Annotated in this window: 19 protein-coding genes; 8 read left to right on the top strand and 11 right to left on the bottom strand. The window is 62.0% G+C overall.

Annotated elements, in window-relative coordinates:
- Window positions 1-7 precede the first annotated feature (7 nt).
- Complete coding sequence (locus R3C98_RS13155) at window positions 8-1,462, bottom strand: TrkH family potassium uptake protein (protein WP_371314538.1); 1,455 nt, start codon at window positions 1,460-1,462, stop codon at window positions 8-10.
- Window positions 1,463-1,739: 277 nt separating this feature from the next.
- On the opposite strand from R3C98_RS13155, the gene R3C98_RS13150 reads away from it, so the two are divergent.
- The 6 genes from R3C98_RS13150 (at window position 1,740) to R3C98_RS13125 (ending at window position 7,992) form a co-directional block, all read left to right on the top strand.
- Complete coding sequence (locus R3C98_RS13150) at window positions 1,740-2,780, top strand: Glu/Leu/Phe/Val dehydrogenase (protein WP_371314537.1); 1,041 nt, start codon at window positions 1,740-1,742, stop codon at window positions 2,778-2,780.
- An 83-nt stretch (window positions 2,781-2,863) separates the two neighbouring features.
- Window positions 2,864-3,691: a universal stress protein gene (locus R3C98_RS13145; RefSeq protein WP_371314536.1), complete on the top strand. Its 828-nt coding sequence runs from the start codon at window positions 2,864-2,866 to the stop codon at window positions 3,689-3,691.
- A 41-nt stretch (window positions 3,692-3,732) separates the two neighbouring features.
- Complete coding sequence (locus R3C98_RS13140; protein WP_371314535.1) at window positions 3,733-4,101, top strand: hypothetical protein; 369 nt, start codon at window positions 3,733-3,735, stop codon at window positions 4,099-4,101.
- Between the two features lie 93 nt (window positions 4,102-4,194).
- Window positions 4,195-6,111, top strand: a complete 1,917-nt coding sequence (locus tag R3C98_RS13135) for a DUF3604 domain-containing protein (RefSeq protein WP_371314534.1) — start codon at window positions 4,195-4,197, stop codon at window positions 6,109-6,111.
- A gap of 17 nt (window positions 6,112-6,128) precedes the next feature.
- A complete protein-coding gene (locus tag R3C98_RS13130; RefSeq protein WP_371314533.1) occupies window positions 6,129-6,995 on the top strand; it encodes a peptidyl-prolyl cis-trans isomerase in 867 nt (288 codons plus the stop codon).
- Window positions 6,985-7,992 (top strand): HupE/UreJ family protein, encoded by a 1,008-nt coding sequence (locus tag R3C98_RS13125; RefSeq protein WP_371314532.1) that lies wholly within the window; start codon window positions 6,985-6,987, stop codon window positions 7,990-7,992. The genes R3C98_RS13130 and R3C98_RS13125 overlap by 11 nt, the downstream gene beginning before the upstream one ends.
- A gap of 4 nt (window positions 7,993-7,996) precedes the next feature.
- On the opposite strand, the gene R3C98_RS13120 is transcribed toward R3C98_RS13125, so the two are convergent.
- Window positions 7,997-8,818 (bottom strand): sulfite exporter TauE/SafE family protein, encoded by an 822-nt coding sequence (locus R3C98_RS13120; RefSeq protein ID WP_371314531.1) that lies wholly within the window; start codon window positions 8,816-8,818, stop codon window positions 7,997-7,999.
- A gap of 279 nt (window positions 8,819-9,097) precedes the next feature.
- On the opposite strand from R3C98_RS13120, the gene R3C98_RS13115 reads away from it, so the two are divergent.
- Entirely contained in the window at window positions 9,098-10,453 is a 1,356-nt protein-coding gene (locus tag R3C98_RS13115) for a pilus assembly protein TadG-related protein (protein ID WP_371314530.1), read from the top strand.
- A gap of 21 nt (window positions 10,454-10,474) precedes the next feature.
- Here the strand turns inward: R3C98_RS13115 and R3C98_RS13110 are convergent, their stop codons facing one another.
- A complete protein-coding gene (locus tag R3C98_RS13110; RefSeq protein ID WP_371314529.1) occupies window positions 10,475-12,271 on the bottom strand; it encodes a flavin-containing monooxygenase in 1,797 nt (598 codons plus the stop codon).
- Between the two features lie 186 nt (window positions 12,272-12,457).
- Here R3C98_RS13110 and R3C98_RS13105 point away from each other — a divergent pair, with 186 nt between their 5' ends.
- Window positions 12,458-13,366, top strand: a complete 909-nt coding sequence (locus R3C98_RS13105; RefSeq protein ID WP_371314528.1) for a DMT family transporter — start codon at window positions 12,458-12,460, stop codon at window positions 13,364-13,366.
- 3 nt (window positions 13,367-13,369) lie between these two features.
- Here the strand turns inward: R3C98_RS13105 and R3C98_RS13100 are convergent, their stop codons facing one another.
- From R3C98_RS13100 to tsaB, 8 genes are all read right to left on the bottom strand, one after another.
- Entirely contained in the window at window positions 13,370-13,774 is a 405-nt protein-coding gene (locus tag R3C98_RS13100) for a DUF1489 family protein (protein ID WP_371314527.1), read from the bottom strand.
- Between the two features lie 52 nt (window positions 13,775-13,826).
- On the bottom strand, window positions 13,827-14,528 hold the full coding sequence (locus R3C98_RS13095; protein WP_371314526.1) for a hypothetical protein: 702 nt from the start codon (window positions 14,526-14,528) through the stop codon (window positions 13,827-13,829).
- Window positions 14,529-14,680: 152 nt separating this feature from the next.
- Window positions 14,681-15,100: a Fur family transcriptional regulator gene (locus R3C98_RS13090; protein ID WP_371314525.1), complete on the bottom strand. Its 420-nt coding sequence runs from the start codon at window positions 15,098-15,100 to the stop codon at window positions 14,681-14,683.
- Window positions 15,101-15,115: 15 nt separating this feature from the next.
- Window positions 15,116-16,312 carry a winged helix-turn-helix domain-containing protein gene (locus tag R3C98_RS13085; RefSeq protein ID WP_371314524.1) on the bottom strand — a complete coding sequence of 399 codons (1,197 nt, stop codon included), beginning with the start codon at window positions 16,310-16,312 and terminating at the stop codon, window positions 15,116-15,118.
- A gap of 7 nt (window positions 16,313-16,319) precedes the next feature.
- On the bottom strand, window positions 16,320-16,868 hold the full coding sequence (locus tag R3C98_RS13080) for a methylated-DNA--[protein]-cysteine S-methyltransferase (protein WP_371314523.1): 549 nt from the start codon (window positions 16,866-16,868) through the stop codon (window positions 16,320-16,322).
- 57 nt (window positions 16,869-16,925) lie between these two features.
- On the bottom strand, window positions 16,926-17,810 hold the full coding sequence (locus tag R3C98_RS13075; RefSeq protein WP_371314522.1) for a dienelactone hydrolase family protein: 885 nt from the start codon (window positions 17,808-17,810) through the stop codon (window positions 16,926-16,928).
- Between the two features lie 81 nt (window positions 17,811-17,891).
- Entirely contained in the window at window positions 17,892-18,347 is a 456-nt protein-coding gene (rimI, locus tag R3C98_RS13070; RefSeq protein WP_371314521.1) for a ribosomal protein S18-alanine N-acetyltransferase, read from the bottom strand.
- Complete coding sequence (gene tsaB / locus R3C98_RS13065) at window positions 18,344-18,988, bottom strand: tRNA (adenosine(37)-N6)-threonylcarbamoyltransferase complex dimerization subunit type 1 TsaB (RefSeq protein WP_371314520.1); 645 nt, start codon at window positions 18,986-18,988, stop codon at window positions 18,344-18,346. Before tsaB ends, rimI begins: the two co-directional genes overlap by 4 nt.

Genomic DNA, 18,988 nt, shown 5'->3' with positions numbered 1-18,988 from the left:
CTTCGGATCAACCGCGCCAGAAGCGGCGAGTCAGCACCACGAAGACGACCACAAATTCCAACCGCCCGAGCAGCATGTTGATCGTACATATCCAGGTGGCGAAGTCGGAAAAGTCCTGAAACGTGCCGGAAGGTCCGTTGATCGGTCCAAGTCCCGGGCCGACATTGGACAGCGTCGTTGCCGCGCCCGAAATGGCGGTCATCGCATCCAGTCCATCGAGGCCGAGCAGTGCGGCAGAGATCAGGAATGTCGCAAAGTACAGAAACATGAAGACCATAACCGACTGCAGCGTATCTTCATCGACATTCTTGCCGCCATACTTGATCGGCGCCCGGCGATGCGGCTGCACCATGCGGCGCGAATAGGCGAGCATTGCTTTCGATGCGATCTCCAGACGGAACATTTTGAGGCCGCATGCGGCTGACCCGGCACAGCCACCAACAAAAGTCGCGCCGAGAACGATCGCCATCACCGGTGTGCCCCAGGTGTCGTAGGGCGCCGAGGCGTATCCTGTGCCTGTCATCACGGAGATGATGTTGAACAAGGCTTCCTTGAACCCGTGGAAGACGTGGTTGAAGATCGGCGGGTCCACCACAGCCTCGTGATAAATCACGATCGTACTGGAAAGCACGAGTGCGATCCCGGCATAGACGCGGGGTTGCGGGTCGGTGATCATCGGCATGATCCGGCCCTGCAACAGCAGCATGGCCAGCAGGCTGAATGGCAGGCCGGCGACGAACATGAAGAAGGTCGCTGCATAGGCTGCCGGCGTGTCGTTGAAATAACCGAAGGATGCGTCGTGGGTGGAATAGCCGCCCGCCGACATGGTCGTCATGGCGTGGCAGATCGCATCGAACCAGGTCATGCCGCACAAATAATAAACCAGCGCGCAGGTCAGCGAGATGATGAGGTAAGTCAGGCCAAGATACGTCGCGATGTCTGTCACGCGCGGCAGGAACTTGCCGGAACGGTCGGAGTTTTCCAGCTGGAACAGCTGCATCCCGCCGACGCGCAGCTGAGGCAGGATGGCAATCGCGGTGACGATGATGCCAATACCGCCGAACCACTGAATGATCGAGCGCCACAGCAGCAAGCCACGCGGCAGCGAATCGAGCCCGGTCATGACGGTTGCGCCGGTCGTGGTCAGGCCCGACACGCTTTCGAACATGGCATCGGTAAAACTCATGCCGGACGCTATGAAGGGGATCGCGGCAACAGCCGGCAGGGCGGTCCAGACGAGAACTGTCAGCAGGAAGCCTTCCCGCTGACCGGTGCGCTCCACCTCCCCGCGCGCGAGCACCCAAAGGCATGTACCGATGAACACTGCACCGAAGGAGGAAACCGAGAAAACATAGGCTTCCGGGCGCTTGTCGGCCCAGTCGATCAGCGCGCACGGCAGCATGGCCACGCCCAGGAGCACGGTCATGATGCCGATGGCAAGAAGGAGCGGGCGCAGCTGCATATCAGGCGGTAACCATAGCCGGGAAAAGCTGCAAAGACGTCAACGCGGGGACCCGGCAGGTGCCGGGCGTGCCGCAAGAGACGGAATCGTCAGGAATGATCGGGTCATCAGCCTTGTGTCCGGTCAGTGGGCAAACCCTACGTTGCCTGCATCAACTGCGCCAGAGCTGACTACATCTGACCATCCCCGGTGGGGACTAAGATTGACCGAAGGGAAAGCGGTCTCTAAAGGCGGTCAATTCGTTACATTTGTATCTAATTGCACTCCCGGAAGCCGCATGTTCGATCACCCCTCTTATGATGCCCATGAAGGCGTCCACATGTTCCATGACGCCGCCAGCGGCCTGCGGGCGATCATCGCGGTCCATTCCACAGCCCGCGGACCGGCAGCAGGTGGATGCCGAATGTGGAATTATGACAGCGGCGAAGCGATGCTGAAGGATGCCCTGCGGCTCAGCCAGGGGATGAGCTACAAGAACGCCATGGCCGATATTCCCCTGGGTGGCGGGAAATCCGTGATCTGGGGCAATGCCCGCACAGACAAGTCACCGGAACTGTTCCGTGCCTTCGGGCGTGCCGTCCACAGCCTGCAAGGCGCCTACACGACAGCAGAAGATGTCGGGGTCAGCGTGGCCGATATGGAAATCGTGCGCGAAGAGACCCCCTATGTTGCCGGGCTCAGCAAAGGCGAAGCCGCCTCAGGCGACCCTTCCCCCGTCACGGCGAAAGGCATCTATCTCGGCCTGCGGGAAACGGCGAAACGCGCTTTCGGCACCGACGACCTGACCGGAAAAACGGTTGCCGTGCAGGGTGTCGGCCATGTCGGCGGCTATGTCTGCGATCATCTTGCAGAAGCCGGCGCGACGCTGGTGATCACCGACATAGACCAGACCGCATTGAACGCGGTCGCCGAGCGGACCGGCGCCAACATTGTCTCACCGGATGCCATATACGATGTCGATGCCGATATCTTCTCGCCCTGCGCACTCGGCGCCGTGGTGAACGAGCAAACGCTGGAGCGCTTCAAGGTGAAGGCCATTGCCGGCGGCGCCAACAACCAGCTGATCGTGCCGGAAATGGGTGAATTGCTACGCCGCAAGGGCATCCTCTATGCGCCGGACTACGTCATCAACGGCGGTGGCATCATCAATGTCGCGGCAGAAATTTCCGGCAACTATTCACGCGACTGGGTGGAGGCAAAACTCGCCCGGCTGGTCGAAACGCTGGGTGAGGTTCTGGACGAAGCCTTGTCCCATGACACCCCCACCAATGAAGTGGCGGACCGGATCGCGCGAGAGCGGATCGCTGCGGCTACGTAGAATCCCTTGCACAATTGCACGTTCAGCGTGTTAGACGTGGTGTCCTGAAGGCCCATTGCGGGTGAATTTACAGGGAGACGCTCATGTCCGTTGTCGCCATGCTGGAAGGGGCGGAATCTGCCGACCGTGCCTCGACGCTGACCGCTCTGGGGATCGCCCGGCGCCTGAACGTGCCGGTCAGCGGTGTGTGCGCCCTGCCCGACCCCACCTCGACCCTGATCGTAATGTCGACCCCCGAAGCAACAGGCCTCGCAGCCAATGCAACGCGGGATATCTCCGCCCTGCAGGAAGAAGTGATCGCCCGTGCAAAAGCAACCTTTGAGGCGGCGACCGCTGGTGAAAACGTACCCTGCGATTTTTCCCACATTGTCGATGTGGCCGAACGGGCCGGCGCCAACGCCGCCACGCTCGCCGATGCGGTCGTGTTTCCCCACAGTGTGCAGAAAGCGGCAGACCCGCTCAGCCTCTCCTTCGAATATGTCCTCATGGAAGCGCGCCTGCCTGTGGTCATGGCCGGGTCCGAGCCTTTGACGGACGGACCCGTGGTCGTGGCATGGGACGGATCCAATGGCGCCGCCCGCGCCGTGCGGTTCCACCTGCCGATCGTGAAGGCGTTTGGCGAAGTGATCATCGCCCAAAACGAAACAGACCTCGGCAAGGACCAGCCGCGCGACGCCTCCAGCCCGGCGGCGCTCGAAGCCTGGCTCGACTCCCACAATGTGAAACACAAGCGCATGCCGATCGAAGGCCAGGTGGCCAGTGGTCTCCTGTCTCTGGCCAAAGGCAGTAATGCGTCGATAATTGTTGCGGGGGCCTATGGCCATTCCCGCATTGGCGAACGCCTGTTCGGCGGCACCACCCAGCGCCTGCTGGATGCCGCAGAAGCCCCGGCCCTCGCTCTTGCCCGCTGATTATGGCCCACTAATTCTGGCCCGCTAAACCGGAGAAAAAGATGACTCTGAAACGCATTACCCTGCAACTCGCCCGCAACCCCGGCGTCACCGAGGGCGACGCCCGCATCGGCTATTTCATCGTCGCGCCGCTGACCGGGGACGGCCACCTCGATGTGGAAGCCTGGCGGGAACACAAGAAAGAATGCCGGGTGACCCGCTTCCACCCCGATCCGGACGAGCATGCAACGGGCCTGCTGACCCATCGCGGCAACCAGTGGAAGTTCCACTATGACGAAGACGATGAGGGTGACGACGAGGCCGGCTACCGGCTGGGCGACCACGTCTTTTCGGAAGGCGAGTACATCACTGTGGCAAGCCATGGCGAAACACCGCTGACCTACAAGATCACTGACATTTCGGCCGTATAGCAGCGACGACGCGGCGTCAGTCTGGACACTCCTCCCAATCGCGATCTAAATGCACTTTAAGTGCCAATACAGGGGCGCGAGAGGGAGGAATCCATGTTGAAGCAAACGACGGCGCTGGCCGTGATCATGACGTTGGCCGCCTGCAGCGGCACAGGCACATCCACAGAAGAAGCCAGTACGCCTGCGGCGGAGACGGCCGCGGTGGCCGAGACCGGACGTACGGCCGGATACAACCCTGACCGCAACGCCTATTTCGGCGACCTTCACATTCACACGCGTTCCAGCTTCGACGCCTATATCTTCAACGTGCGCCGCACCGCGGACGATGCCTACCGCTTTGCGCTTGGTGAAACGATCCAGCACCCATCCGGCTTCGACATGACAATCGCCGGCGGTCCGCTCGACTTCTACACCGTCACCGACCATGCCGAGTATCTCGGTATCCTGCCGTCCATGGACACGCCCGGAACAAAGCTTTCAGAGCTGCCGCGCGCAAAGGACATGTTCTCGACCGATCCGGACAAGATCACGGCTGCCTTCCAGGGCGTTGGCCAATCCGTCCGCACCGGAAAGCCCATCGAGGACATGTATGATCTCGATACGATCAATTCGGTCTGGCTCCAGAACGTCGCAGCGGCTGACAAGTACAACCAGCCCGGCAAGTTCACGACCTTTGCCGCCTATGAGTTCACCTCGGTAACCACGCCTGACGAGAACGGCGGCTTCGGTGGCGGCAACCTTCACCGCAACGTCTTCTTCAAGGGCAAGGCACCTGTGCGTGCTTTCTCGACGCTCGACTCCACCAATCCGGAAGATCTCTGGGACTGGATGGACGCCCAACGCGAAGCCGGCATGGAAGTCATTTCCATCCCGCACAACTCCAATGTGTCGGACGGCCAGATGTTCCGTCTGGAAACATATAATGGCGAACCGCTCGATACCGCCTATGCCGAACAGCGGATGCGTAATGAGCCGCTGGTCGAGGTGACTCAGGTCAAAGGGACGAGCGAGACCCACCCGGACCTCTCCCCCAATGACGAATGGGCGAATTTCGAGATCTACGACCAACTGCTCGGCGCCTACACGGTCGGCGCCACGAAAGGGTCCTATGTCCGCGAAGCCTACCGCAACGGCCTGAAACTGCAGGAAGAAAAGGGCTTTGATCCTTTCCGTTTCGGCCTCGTGGCAGCATCCGACAGCCACGTCGCCGGCGGCGCCTATTCCGAGCAGGACTACTGGTCCAAGATCGGCATTGTCGACGGTACGCCAGTTGCCCGCGGCTCCGTCCCCTTCCCCGGCACAACCAGCTGGGACAACCAGCCTGACCCGGAAACCAATCCCGTCGTGAAGAATGCCACCAACTGGTTCTCGCGCTGGAGCGCCAGCGGCCTGACGGGCGTCTGGGCGGAAGAGAACACACGTGAAGCCATCTTCGACGCCTTCCGCCGCAAAGAGACTTTCGCGACCACCGGTCCGCGCATGAAAGTGCGCTTCTTCGGCGGCTTCGGCTATGACGAAGACATGCTGACCTCAGCCAATCTATCCCACGAAGCCTATGAAGGCGGCGTCCCAATGGGCGGCGATCTGGTCGGCACGGGTGAAGCCCCGGCCTTCATCGCCTGGGCCCAGCGCGATCCGAACGGCGGCACGCTGCAGCGCCTGCAGGTGGTCAAGGTCACAAGCGATGGCGAGGAAGTCATCGATGTCGCCTGCGACAATGGCACGCCCGATCCATCGACCGGACGCTGCACCGATAACGGCGCCTCCGTCGACATGTCGAGCTGCACGCCGTCAAATGAGGGTGCCAGCGAACTGAAAGTCCTGTGGACGGACCCGAATTTCGACCCGGCTCGCCGTGCAACCTATTATGTCCGTGTGCTGGAAAACCCATCCTGCCGCTGGTCAACCTGGGAAGCCATGCGCAACGGCACCCCGCCGCGGCCTGACGTGCCGGAGACGATCCAGGAGCGTGCCTACACGTCCCCAATCTGGTATATCCCGGGCGGCTGACGCGACAGGAAGACAATTTGACCGACACAACCGAAAAGGTGCGCCGCTGGCCCGTGCTGCTGCGCGAGCCGCTGGTGCACTTCATCCTCGCCGCCCTGGCGGTGTTCATCGCCTGGAATGTCGTGACGTCCGGGCGCGCCGATGAAGCGCGAACCATCCGCGTTTCCAGTGCGGACCTCGAACGCCTCGCCTCCATCTACACGGCGGAGGCAGGGGCCCTGCCCTCCGGTGAGGACATGGTGGCGATGGTCAACGACTATGTGCGCGACGAGGCCCTCGCCCGGGAGGCCAAGCGCCTCGGCCTGGACGAAGGCGACACAATCGTGACCCGGCGCCTGGCGCAGAAGATGACCTTCATGGTCGCCGACCTGGCCCGCGAAGACACGCCGGATGATGCGGTGCTGCGGGAATGGTACGAGACCCATGCGGACCGGTTCACCGAACCGCAAAAAGTCACCTTTCGGCACGTCTTCTTCAGCGAGGATGTCCGCGGAGCATCCGCGACCGCCGACGCCGAAGCCGCGCTTGGCAAACTGAACGCCGGGGATGACTGGCGGGAGGCGGGCGACCCGTTCATGCTGCAGCGCGCTTATGGGGACCTCCCGCTTCGCGAAGTGGTGCGGCTGTTCGGCGGTGAGTTTGCGCAATCGCTCGCCGCAACACCGGCCTCCGGCCTCTGGACAGGTCCCATCCGCTCGGCGCTCGGAGTGCATCTCGTTCAGGTCGAGACCAATGCCCCGCCCCAGCTTCAGCCTTTTGAAGACGTGAAGGATGCGGTCCTCGCTGACTGGCAGGATGAGACACGCCGCGAAGCGAATGAAAAGGCCATCCAGGACATCATCGCCCGCTACAAGGTCGAGGTTGAAGGCATCAATGCCGATTAGATCTGGCATGGCCCGCTGGCTGGCGGCCTGCCTGGCAGGCTTTGCCGTCTGGCTGATGTCCGCAGTCCCTGCGGCGGCGCATGAAGTGCGTCCGGCCTATCTGGAAGTGATCGAAACCTCCCTGGGTGTTTATGACGTCACCTGGAAACAGCCTGTGCTGGACGGTCGCCGCCTGAAGATCGACCCGGTCTTTCCGGACGACTGCGCGCGCGAAGGTGAATATGTCGCCTCGCCCGGCGGGACGCTGGTGCAGCGCTGGACCACGCGATGCGACCTCAATCAGGGCGAAATCCGGATCGATGGGCTGGAACGAACCTTGACAGATGCCTTCGTCCGTATCGACCGGCTGGAAGGTGACGACATTGGCGCCGTGTTGCGCCCGTCCTCCCCCGTGCTGGACCTGACCGTCCCCACGGGCGCACCCATCGCCACCTATTTCCGGATCGGTGTGGAGCATATCCTTTTCGGATGGGACCATCTCCTGTTCGTGCTCGGCATGGTGCTGCTGGTGCGGCCTCGCCAGTTGTTGCTCACCCTCACGGCTTTCACCGTCGCCCACTCCATAACGCTGGCGGCGGCTACGCTCGGCGGGATTACCCTGCCCGGCCCGCCGGTAGAGATCACCATCGCGATGAGTATCGCCCTGCTGGGCGCAGAAGCCATGCACCGCATCAAGGGCTGGGACACGCTCAGCCAGCGCATTCCCTGGGCCATCGCTTTCGGCTTCGGCCTGATCCACGGGTTCGGCTTCGCGGGGGCACTCGCAGAGATTGGCCTGCCGAAGGGCGCGGAAGCGATGGCGCTGCTGCTGTTCAATGTCGGCGTCGAGGCCGGACAAGTCCTGTTCGTGAGCGTTCTGCTGGCGGCAGCCTTTGTCGTCCACAAACTGGCCGCGAAGCGCATGCTGCCGCTGCGCGTGGGCCTTGCTTACTTCATAGGCTTCATGGGCTGCTATTGGGCCATCGAGCGCATCGCCGGAGCCTTCTTCGGCGTCTGATCCGTCAGAGACCGAGGGCCTTCCACAGCATGCGAGCGGCAACCACGGCCAGCAGAATGGCAAACATCCGGCGAAGGCGCACGGCGTCCAGCTTGTGCGCGAGCGACGCTCCAACCGGTGCCATGGTGACGGTGAACAGCGAGATGAGCGCGAACGCCGCAAGGTTCACGTGGCCGAGCGAAAAGGGTGGAAGTCCCTCCCGCCCCCAGCCAATATAGATGGCCATGAGCGCAGACGGCAGCCCGATGGCGACACCCCAGCCAGCCGCCGTCGCCACGGCCTGATGGATGGGCCGGCCGTAGAGCGTCATCAGACTGACGCCGAATGTGCCCCCGCCAATCCCCATGAGAGCCGACAGAGCCCCTACGGCCATACCTAACGCCATCCGCAGCGGACCTTTTGGCATGTCGTCGGCGAGGCGCCAGGTGGGCCGGCCGAAGAACAGCTGCGCGGACAGTACAAAGGCGAGCGACCCGAAGATGCCCAGCAGGGCCCGCTTCGAAAGGAAGCCCGTCAACGACATGCCGGCGAGCGCGCCGAGAACGATCCAGGGGGCCCACCCCCGGATGATCGACCAGTCGACCGCACCATGGCTGTTATGAGCACTGACACTGCGCGCCGAGGTCAGAATGATGGTGGCCAGCGACGTGGAAACCGCCACGTGCATCGCAGCCTCTCCATACCCCATCGCATCAAACAGGAAGTACAAGACCGGAACGATGATTGCCCCGCCGCCAATTCCGAACAGGCCAGCCGCAAGGCCAGCCGCCGCGCCTGCCAGGGCGAGCGCCACCAGCAAAGGCCCATATTGAACGGCCAGTTCCATCGTTTCCTCCTTCCGCAGCGCTTTGAATCTCCCCGGAAGAGCCCTCGCCGCTGCGGTGTCTTGTGCATGCTGTTTGCACGAGCCCAGGCGCCGTGACCAGCGTCAAACGCTGCGTTCTGTTGCCCGCACTACGCAAGCTCGCCCGTTTGAGCCTTCAGAACGGGGGCCAATTCTTACCAGATACTTGCGCCGCGTAAGGAGATTTCACCGGCTTCTTAGTCTGGTGGAAACGTTAATCGCCCATAATCCAATCCGGATGTCTACAATCGGGGCAAGCTCATGTTGAACAAGCTGACCACATGGATCGACAATCGCGATGGCAATGTCGCGATGATTCTGGCAATTGCGATCGTGCCAATTCTGGCGCTGGTCGGAATCGCGATTGACCTTCAGAACACGAACACCAGTCGTCAGTTCATCCAGTACACAATGGACAATGCCGTGATCGCCGGATCGCGTGAAATGCAAGCCGGCAAATCGAAGGCCGAGATCAACACCTACATCAGGAATTATGTGGAAGGCGTGATCAAGGCCAAGAATTACATGGTCGCCTGCAAGCCAGTGGAAGTGACTTATTCCGATGGCAGCCAAGACATCAACGCAACGATCAAGTGCCAGCAAAAAACAACACTGACAGAGCTGATCGGATATCAATATCTGGATTTCGCCGTCACTTCAGGCTCCACTTATGGTATCGGCAAGGTCGATGTTTCGTTCGTGTTCGACATTTCAGGCTCCATGGGTTGGAGCGGCAAAATGAGTGCACTGAAGGATGCTGCTGAAGATGCAGTCGACGTCCTCCTGCCGACGGGCGAAGCCGCCAATATGGGTGATGTTCGCCTCTCCATGGTTTCCTATTCAAATTATGTGGATGCGGGCGATTACTTCAAAGCAGTTACCAATTTGAACCCGACACGGACATTCACCAACACCTACACAACGACCGAAGCGGTTTGTGTTAAGTGGAAACGGAATGGCCGTTGCCGCAAGTATGAATATCAGGAAGTCGAGAAAACTTCTTCGCAAACCTTTACCAACACCTGCGTCGAAGAACGTCTTGGGTCCGACGCCTACACTGACGACGACCCCGGCCCGTTCGCATGGATCGAAGCGATTGAACCAACATACAACTCCAGCAAGGGCACCTGGAGCATGGCGAGCTGCAATCCGATCGGCCCGCTTCCACTGACCAACGACCGGACAGATCTGAAAAACTACATCAATGGATTGAATGCCAGCGGCGGCACCGCGGGCCATATCGGCATCGCCTGGGGCTGGTACATGATCTCACCGGAGTGGGATAGCGTCTGGCCGTCGGGTTCCGACCCGCTCGGCTATGACGAGCCGGATTCCGCGAAGGCCATGATCATCATGACCGATGGTGACTTCCTGAACTGGCACAATACCGGCGAAGGCTCGTCTTTCGACCAGGCCAAGAAGCTGTGCGACAACATCAAGGACGAAGGCGTCCGGGTTTACACAGTGGCGTTCCAGGCCCCGACGGCCGGTAAGCAAATCCTGGAATACTGCGCATCCGGCACCGAGTTCGCGTTCAAGGCGGAGAGCGCCGACGAACTGACCGACGCCTACACCAAGATTGCCCAGTCTATCTCAGACCTGCGCATCACATACTGATCCGGCACCTGGCAGGGCGACTCAACCGAGCGACAGCCCTGCCAGTTCTCCCTCTTCCCTCCATCCTTTCAGAATGGCGAAATACGGATCAGGCCCGGCGCCATAGGACAAGTCCTGACGGGCGCGCTCGCTCGGCTTGCCTTCATTGTTGTAGTAACCGGGTGTGCACTCCTCGAGGAATTGCTGGCGTAGCATGGCCTTCTCGATGATCGTATCGACCCATGCCTGTTCCGCCTCTTCCGTCAGTTCGAACCGCCCGGCCTGCCGCGCATTCGTCTCGGCCAGAGTGTAGCCGATTTGCGAAGCTTGCTCTGCCAGCAAGTGCGGGTAATTCGCTGTGAACCCGGCCTGAGCGGGCCCCATGACGAACATGTTCGGGAATCCGTGCACGAACATGCCATGCAGGCTGCGCATGCCATTCCCCCATGCCTTGGCGAGGGACACCCCGTCCTGGCCAACCGGGTTGTATCCGGCCCGGCGAGTATAGTCGGTACCGACCTCGAAACCCGTCGCATAAACCAGGCAGTCGATCTTGTATTCCTTGCCCTTCACGACCACCCCATGCTCGGTGATGGCGTCAACGCCCTGCCCTTCCGTATCCACCAGCGTGACATTGTCCCGGTTGAAGGCAGCCAGATAGTCGTCGTGGAAACAGGGCCGCTTGCAGAACTGGCGATACCATGGCTTCAGCGCCTGGGCCGTCTCAGGGTCCTTCACGATATCGTCGACGCGGCCGCGCACCTGTTCCATCTTCTTGAAGTCGGCCAGTTCGGCCAGCTCAGCCAGTTTCTCAGGTGTCAGGTTCTGATTACCTTCCTGTGTCGCAATGTGCAGCAGGTTGCGGATAATGTCCGTCCACCCATCCTTGACCATGTCGACCGGGGCGAAGCCACCTGAAACGAGCGTATTGAAATTCTCCATCCGCGCCTTCTGCCAACCAGGCTGAAGCGATTTCACCCATTCCTCGTCGGTCGGCCGGTCACCGCGATAGTCCACAGAGGACGGTGTGCGCTGGAAAACGTAGAGGTGCTTCGCGCCGCGTGCCAGGTGCGGCACACACTGCACAGCCGTTGCGCCCGTACCGATGATGCCGACGACCTTGTCGGAGAGCTTGTCGAGCCCGCCTGCGCAATCGCCGCCCGTATAGTCATAATCCCAGCGGCTGGTGTGGAAGGAATGACCCTCGAAACTCTCCACACCCGGAATGCCCGGCAGTTTCGGCCGGTTCAGTGGGCCGTTTGACATGACCACAAACTGCGCCGTGAAATCGTCGCCGCGATTGGTCAGGACTTGCCAGGCGTTTTTGTCCTCGATCCAGTTGAGTCCGGTGATCTCCGTGCCCAGAAGGGCATTGCGATAAAGATCGAAATGCCGGGCAATGCGGCGGGAATGTTCGAGGATTTCCGGCGCGCGTGAATATTTCTCCACCGGCATATAGCCGGTCTCTTCCAGCAGCGGCAGATAGATATAGCTCTCGATATCGCAGGCGGCGCCGGGATAGCGATTCCAGTACCAGGTGCCGCCGAAGTCGCCGCCCTTCTCCACCATGCGGATATCGTCGAAACCTGCCTTGCGCAGCTCACCCGCGGCCAGAAGTCCGCCAAAGCCGCCGCCAATAACGCAAACTTCAACATGGTCCGTAACCGGATCGCGCGGCTCGAATTCGCAATAAGGGTCGTCGATATAATGGGCAAAATCGCCCGCCATGTTGACGTACTGATCGTTGCCTTCCGCCTTGAGGCGTTTGTCGCGTTCGGCGCGATACTTGTCGCGCAGGGCGTCCGGATCGAACGCATCGGGCCGTGCATCGTCTGCCATGGCCGCTTCCTCCTGATGTTTCCTCGTCCGGATCTTTTTGTCCGGCTGAGGCCAGTTTACCGGAAGCGGGCCACCTGAAACAGGCTGACCCAACGCCAACCTGAAACAGAAAATGCCATGGCGGGTTCCCTTGGCGGCCATATCTTCGCTTGACGGAAAGGAGCGCGCCAGCAAAGGCTCGCGGCCATGCGTCTGCCCCATCCCATTATCCTTGTCTGCCTTGCGGTTCTTTGCGGCTGTACGCTCGACGCCACGATGAAAGGTGTCACGCTGGGCGGCACGGGCGTCATCACCGCAACGGCCTGGCGCTATATTCTGGCCTCCGCGATCATGGTGACCCTGTTCGTGGCGGCGCGACGCCCGATACCCGGCTGGAAGGCAATCCGCTTCCACACGCTGCGATCGATAGCCCAGGTGATCTCGTCGCTCACCTTTTTCTACGCCCTCACGCAGATCACGCTCGCTGAGGCCGTTGTGATGGGCTTCACCGCCGCGCTGATGATCGCACCCATAGCACGGGTCCTTTTGGGCGAACGGATGAGCCCGATCACGGTCGGCGCGTCATTGGTCGGATTTGTCGGCGCCGCCATCGCCATTTCGGGAGAACCGGCAAGTGCCCCGGCAGCCGGCACGCGCGCTTACGGGATTGCGGCGATGCTGGTCTCCGCCGTCGGCTATGCGTTGAACATCGTCCTGTTGCGTTTGCGAACGAAAGAAGAGGACGCGCTGACGCTGGTGACTTTCATGAATGTGTTGCCAGCGCTGTTCCTGATCCCGTTCCTGCCTTTCGTGGGCATTCTCCCGGAGATGAATGCCTGGCCGCCCCTGGGTGGCGCCGCCGTCGCCGCTGTCGGCATCTGGTCCTTCATGACATTCGCCTATGCCCGGGCCAGGGCGCAGACGCTGGCCCCGTTTGAATATACGGGCCTGATCTGGTCGTCCCTGTTCGGCTATGTCTTCTTTCAGGAAATTCCGGGCATCCGCCTCTATGGCGGCGCCACAATTATCATCCTCGCCTGCCTCGTCGTGGCGTTCGAGACGCACTTCTCCGCCCGCCGGGAAGCCCGCGCCGCCGCGGCTGAAATCGCGCCCTGAGGCCTACCAGACACCCGCATTCTTGAGCGCGGTGTCGAGATCCGGCGGGATATCAAGGGCCGCCTCGCCCGATTTCAGGTCACGCGGGGCATCCTCCGGCTTCAGGTAGCGCCAGCCCTGGAAAGGGCGCTTGGCCTGCGCATAAGTACGCACCAGTTCCGGATCGAAGATCAGGGCGCACATGTCCCTTCCCTCGGAATCCTTTTCCTGCCGGATATCGACGATACGCTGGCGCACGCGGATGGCGCCTTTCACGACCCAGTAGATCGACCCGCCGCGCAGGATTTCCTCTGCGCGTTTTGGGAACATTCGGGTGTAGTGCGCTGGATTGGGTGAGGTTTTCAGGTAGCGGGCCTGCCATCTCGCGATGTCATCGACATCCTCGGAGCCGACACTGAGTTTCACCATGTGAATCGTCATGGGCCCAGTCTAGCGCGCACCCGCCCGGAGGCCAAAGCGGCTACTGTATCAGCTGGGCGGATTCAAATTCCTGCTGGGCTTCATTGCTGGCGAAGAAGAACTCCGCCTTCACGATGTTGGCCGAATAGCGCCGGTCGATCGTGCGGAACGCCGCGCGGGCCTGCAGGTCTATGGAAAAGCCGGAGACATAGCTCATGCCCCAGCGTGGCTCTGTCCGGATGAAATAGGACTGGTCGTAGCGGGTCAGCGTGCCGCCTTCAGGGCCGGACACCGGCTGCGGCAGCGTGTAGTCGATGCGCAGGAAACGCTCACCTACAGGGTCCAGCCAGGCCGTTGCGGCAAGGCGCTGGGCGGCCCACACGTCGAATTCCCCGTCATTGCTGGAAGGGCGGTGATGGAACGAGACTTTCCAGGCGGCGCCCTTGTCGTCCACGGCGACCTGGGGCCCAAGACTGGCGCGCAGATCGTCCGGGAACAGGCGCCCGTCCGGGGCAGCCTCGTTGGCCCATTCGGCGGCCACATTGTCGAGTTCCTCATCCTCGCCTTCCCAGGTCAGCGCGGTCCAGCGGTCCCGGCCCTTCTTGCGCGGGTCGAAGCGGTAGACGCGCCGGGCGTGGGACGATTGCAGCTCTACCGTGAAGGCCGCGCGCAGCGTGGGCGGGGCTTCCGTCGCCTGCAGCGCGGAGTTCATCGGGCCCGATCCGGTGGCCAGCGTGAAGGTGAGCAGCCAGGCTAGAAACATGACGGTGTTGCAATCCTCCGGGCAGGGTTAGGCCCGGATTACGGCATCACTACGGCGGATCACGCCGGACTAAACCATGACCAGGACGGATCACAGCATGCGCCATCAATGATTTACGTGAGTTGAACAGGACTGCCCTGGCAGAGCGGGCGTCAGTCCTTGTCGCCATCCTTGAGCGGCACGCCATAGAGTTCGAGCCGGTGATCGATCAGACGGAAGCCGAGCTTCTTGGCGATCAGCTCCTGAAGCTCCTCGATTTCCTCGGAATGGAATTCGACGACCTCGCCGGTGCGCACGTTGATCAGGTGATCGTGGTGTTCGTCCGGCATTTCCTCATAGCGGGCGCGGCCGTCTCGGAAATCGTGAGCCTGGATGATCCCGGCATCCTCGAACAGTTTCACGGTGCGGTAGACCGTGGCCAGCGAGATGGAGGCATCCTGGGCATTGGCCCGGCGGTGCAGTTCTTCAGCGTCGGGGTGATCCGTCGCGGTCGAGAGCACACGTGCGATCACGCGCCGGGGCTCCGTCATGCGGAGTCCCTTCTCAACGCAGAGTTTTTCGAGTCGGTCCATGATACGTATTTGCCCCTAGCGCGACGGTAAGTCCAGATTCAGATGTTGGTTACGGACAACGCTGTCAACTCCGGCCAACCGGGCAAAGCGCGAGAGTTCTGCGTCCAGCCGGGCTTCCCGGGCCCCGGTCCAGGCGATGCCGGGCTCAGGCCAGATCCGTTCCAGGGTGAGCGTTCCGGCCGCCCGGTCGGCCTTCACCTCGATCCGGCCGACCATCCGGTCCCCTTCCAGCAGCGGATAGACGTAATAGCCCCATTGGCGTTTCGCCGCCGGGACGAAGATCTCGATCCGGTAGTCAAAGCCGAACAGGCGCTGCAGCCGCGCCCGGTCGCGGATCACGGGGTCGAACGGGTTCAGGATGCGCAGGCGCGACGTCGGCGCCGGGGCGGCCTCCAGCCGGGTTTCGATGTCTTCCGGCGCAAGCGCGCTCGTCCATTTGCCGTCGGCGCCTTCGATCCGCACCGGTACCAGGCGTGTCTGGCGGCTGGCCCAATCCTTCACCTCGGCGAGGTCTGCCGCGTCCCAGAAGCGCTGGATGTCCCCTTCCGAGCCGAAAGCAATGCGAGAGAGCGCCTCGCGGCAGAGCCAGTCGACCTGTTCGTGCTCGGGTGGTTCATCGTCCCGGTGATGACCGGGAATCACCCGCTCGGTGAGGTCGTAGAATTTGGTGAAATTCTCCCTGTGCGAGGTCGAGAGGTCTCCGGCGTACCACATGTAATCGAGCGCCAGCTTGTGGGGCGGGCGTTTCCACATTTCGCGCGGGCCTTCGATCCTTGTGTCGAATGCCTTGGTGCAAAGCGGGCCCTCCTGCCGGATGCGGTCGACAATGCCGGCCCGGCCATCCTCGTCCAGCATGCCGCGATGCCATTCCCAGCCGCGGACTTTCTCTTCCAGCCGGCGGAACTGGCGCCGCCAGTTGGGATAGAACTCCATCGGGATCACGGAGGCGTCGTGCGTGAAGTGTTCGAACACGCCGCGTTCTTTCCGCATCAGCTTGTCGAGCATGGGCTCGCGGTAGTTCTGGTTGCGCGACCAGAGAATGTGGTGATGCGCCCGCGAGACGACGCGGATCGAATCGAGCTGGACGAAGCCGAGATCGCGGATCAGGGCGGCAAGGTCCAGCGGCCCGGTCGGCGTCGCCGACAGGCCCTGCGCATGCAGCCAGAGACGCCGGGCGTCTCTGTTCCGAATTTCAAGCGGCGCCCTGGTCATCTGATCATCACTCGAACAGTTTCAACTGACCGCCATCCGGATAGACCCCTTCGCGGGCGAGCAGCGCCTTCTTGGTCAGCATACCGCCGGGCGCGGAGAAGCCGCCCAGCCACCCATTGGCACCGAGCACCCGGTGGCACGGCACGATCACCGGCCAGGAGTTGCGGCCCATGGCCATACCAATCGCCTGGGCGCCATTCGGCCGGCCAATGGTTTCAGCCAGTTCGCCATAGGTGACCGTCTTGCCCCAGCCGACCTTGCGCAGCGCGTCATAAGCGGCCCGTTCGAACGGGGAATGCCGCTCCATGTCCAGCCGCAGGCCGTCAAAATCGGTTTCCTCTCCGGAGAGGAAAGCCTTCAGCGCCGCGATGACTTCGGCGATCTCAGGCGGCACATCCGCCTCCTTCACCAGTTCGGCGCCGTGACGTGTGATGCGCGCCACCGTCTGCTTCAGATCAGCTTCCGGCAGCTGCACGCCGGTAATGCCTGCCTCTGTCCAGGCAAGACCGCACCGGCCGATCGGTGTTTCAAAATGGGACGCCCACTCCTTGAACATAGAGGGAACATTTCTCAGTTTGAGAGATGAGTCCATCCCTCCCCGGACCAAAGGCGGTCAGGTCAGGTGTTTTGCAAAGAAATCGAGCGTCCGGCTCCAGGCAAGCGTCGCTGCGGCCTCGTCATAGCGGGATGTCGTGTCGTTGTGGAACCCGTGATTCACGCCTTCATAGAGGTACACTTCGTACGGCTTGCCCGCGGCATTGAGCGCATCCTGATAGGTTGGCCATCCGGCATTTACCCGGTCATCCAGCCCGGCGAGGTGGATCTGAAGCGGCACTTCCAGTTTCGCAGCATCGTCCACGGTCGGCCAGCCGCCATAGAACGGCACGGAACAGGAGAGCCAAGGCTGCTTCACCGCCATCAGATTGGTGATGGCCCCGCCGAAGCAGAAACCGGTGATGCCTACCTTGCCATTGGTCGCGTCATGGTCTCGCAGGAATTCCGCGCCCGCCATGAAATCGGCCAGCATTTTCCCGCTGTCACGCTGCGCCTGCATGGTGCGGCCGTCATCGTCATTGCCGGGATAGCCGCCAAGCGGATAGAGCGCATCCGGCGCGAAGGCGACATAACCTGCCTTGGCAGCCCGGCGGGCCACATCCTTGATGTGGGGGTTGAGGCCCCGGTTCTCATGCACGACCAGAACGCCGGGCAGAACGGCGCCGCCTGCGGGGCGCACGAGGTAGCCCGCCATCTCGCCTGCGCCGTCAGGAGAGGCATACGTGACCATTTCGGCATCGAGTTCGCCGTCAGCTTCCGAAGTCTGCTGTTTCGAATAGTCCGGCATGACACAGGCGGCGAGCGACGCGACGCTTAGTCCGCCTACCGCATACTTGCCCAGCCCCTCGAAAAAGCCGCGCCGCGACAGGTGTCCGTGGCAATACTGGTCGTAGAGGTCGAATACGCCCTGAGGGATGATTGCCGGTTTGATATCGTCTGCCATTGTACGTCCTCCTGCTGCTGCGGGGATGGTAACGTGGCGGGAGAATTTGGATAGGGTGAAGCGATCACTTCTGCGTGGGGATCATAGGCTCATCTTGCAGGACATCAGGATCGCATCCACCGGCACATCGCGCCCGGCTGTATAGTAACGCGGGCGGCGGCCATCCTCGGCAAAGCCGAAGCTGCGGTAGAGCGCGCGGGCCGGCGCATTGTCTTCAGCGACGTCCAGCGTGATGCGGGAAACGCCCCGCTCTCCCAGCCGGTCGATGAGCGCGCGGATCAGCGTGGCGGCGAGGCCTTTTCGGCGCTGGTCCGGGTCGGTTGCGACCGTCAGGATGTCACTTTCGCCTGCGATCGTCTGCGCCATGGCGAAGGCCACGAGTTGGCCCTCCAGTTCTATGCCCAGCGTCAGGATGGAGTTGTCCAGCAGCAGGCCACGGAACGAGACAGCGCTCCACGGGTCATCGAAGCTGCGCATGTGCAGCTGGCTCATGCGCCCCGCATCTTCCGCACGCAGGACGAGCACCGGGTGGGTCACTTGCGCGGCTCTGGCAGGGTTGCGTCAGGCTCGCGCGCATAGACCGGGGACGGAGGATGTTCTGCCGGATCGAACTGACCACCCTTGATGGCGGCCGTGATTGCGGACGGCACCAGCGGGCGCAGGTCCAGTCTGTCTTTCAGGTCTCCCAGCGCATCGGCATTGTCCATGAAGATCGGCGCGTGGAAGCCTTCCAGCATGGGCAGCAATTGTTCGAGGCGGAGTTCCAGCACATCGGCAATGCCCTGCCCGTGGCTGACGCCTTGCACCCACCAGGTCAGGTCCGGCGGGCGCTTCTGCCCCGCGAGGCATCCCATGACCGTGCCTTCCATACCGGACGGCACGGCGGCCTCAAGGCTGGTTACGCCGACACAATCTGCCTTTGTCACCAGCGCCAAACCGCGCGCATAGGCGACGCCGATACGGATGCCGGTGAAGCTGCCGGGGCCGGTGACGACCGCGATACGGTCCACCTGATCCAGCGTCACGCCTTCGTCGTCCAAGAGGCGCTGGACAAGGCCCGGCAGATGCTTGTCCTGGCCACGCGCCATCACCTCGCGCGCATCGGCGAGGATCTCGCCATCGCGCACGAGCGCCACTTCCATGGCGGTAAAAGCGGTGTTCAGCCCCAGGACCAGCAT

This window comes from Hyphomonas sp. (genome assembly GCF_041398465.1).
Classification (GTDB): Bacteria; Pseudomonadota; Alphaproteobacteria; order Caulobacterales; family Hyphomonadaceae; genus Hyphomonas.
The sequence above is the reverse complement of the archived record's forward strand: the minus strand, read 5'-3'. Positions and strand labels throughout refer to the sequence as shown.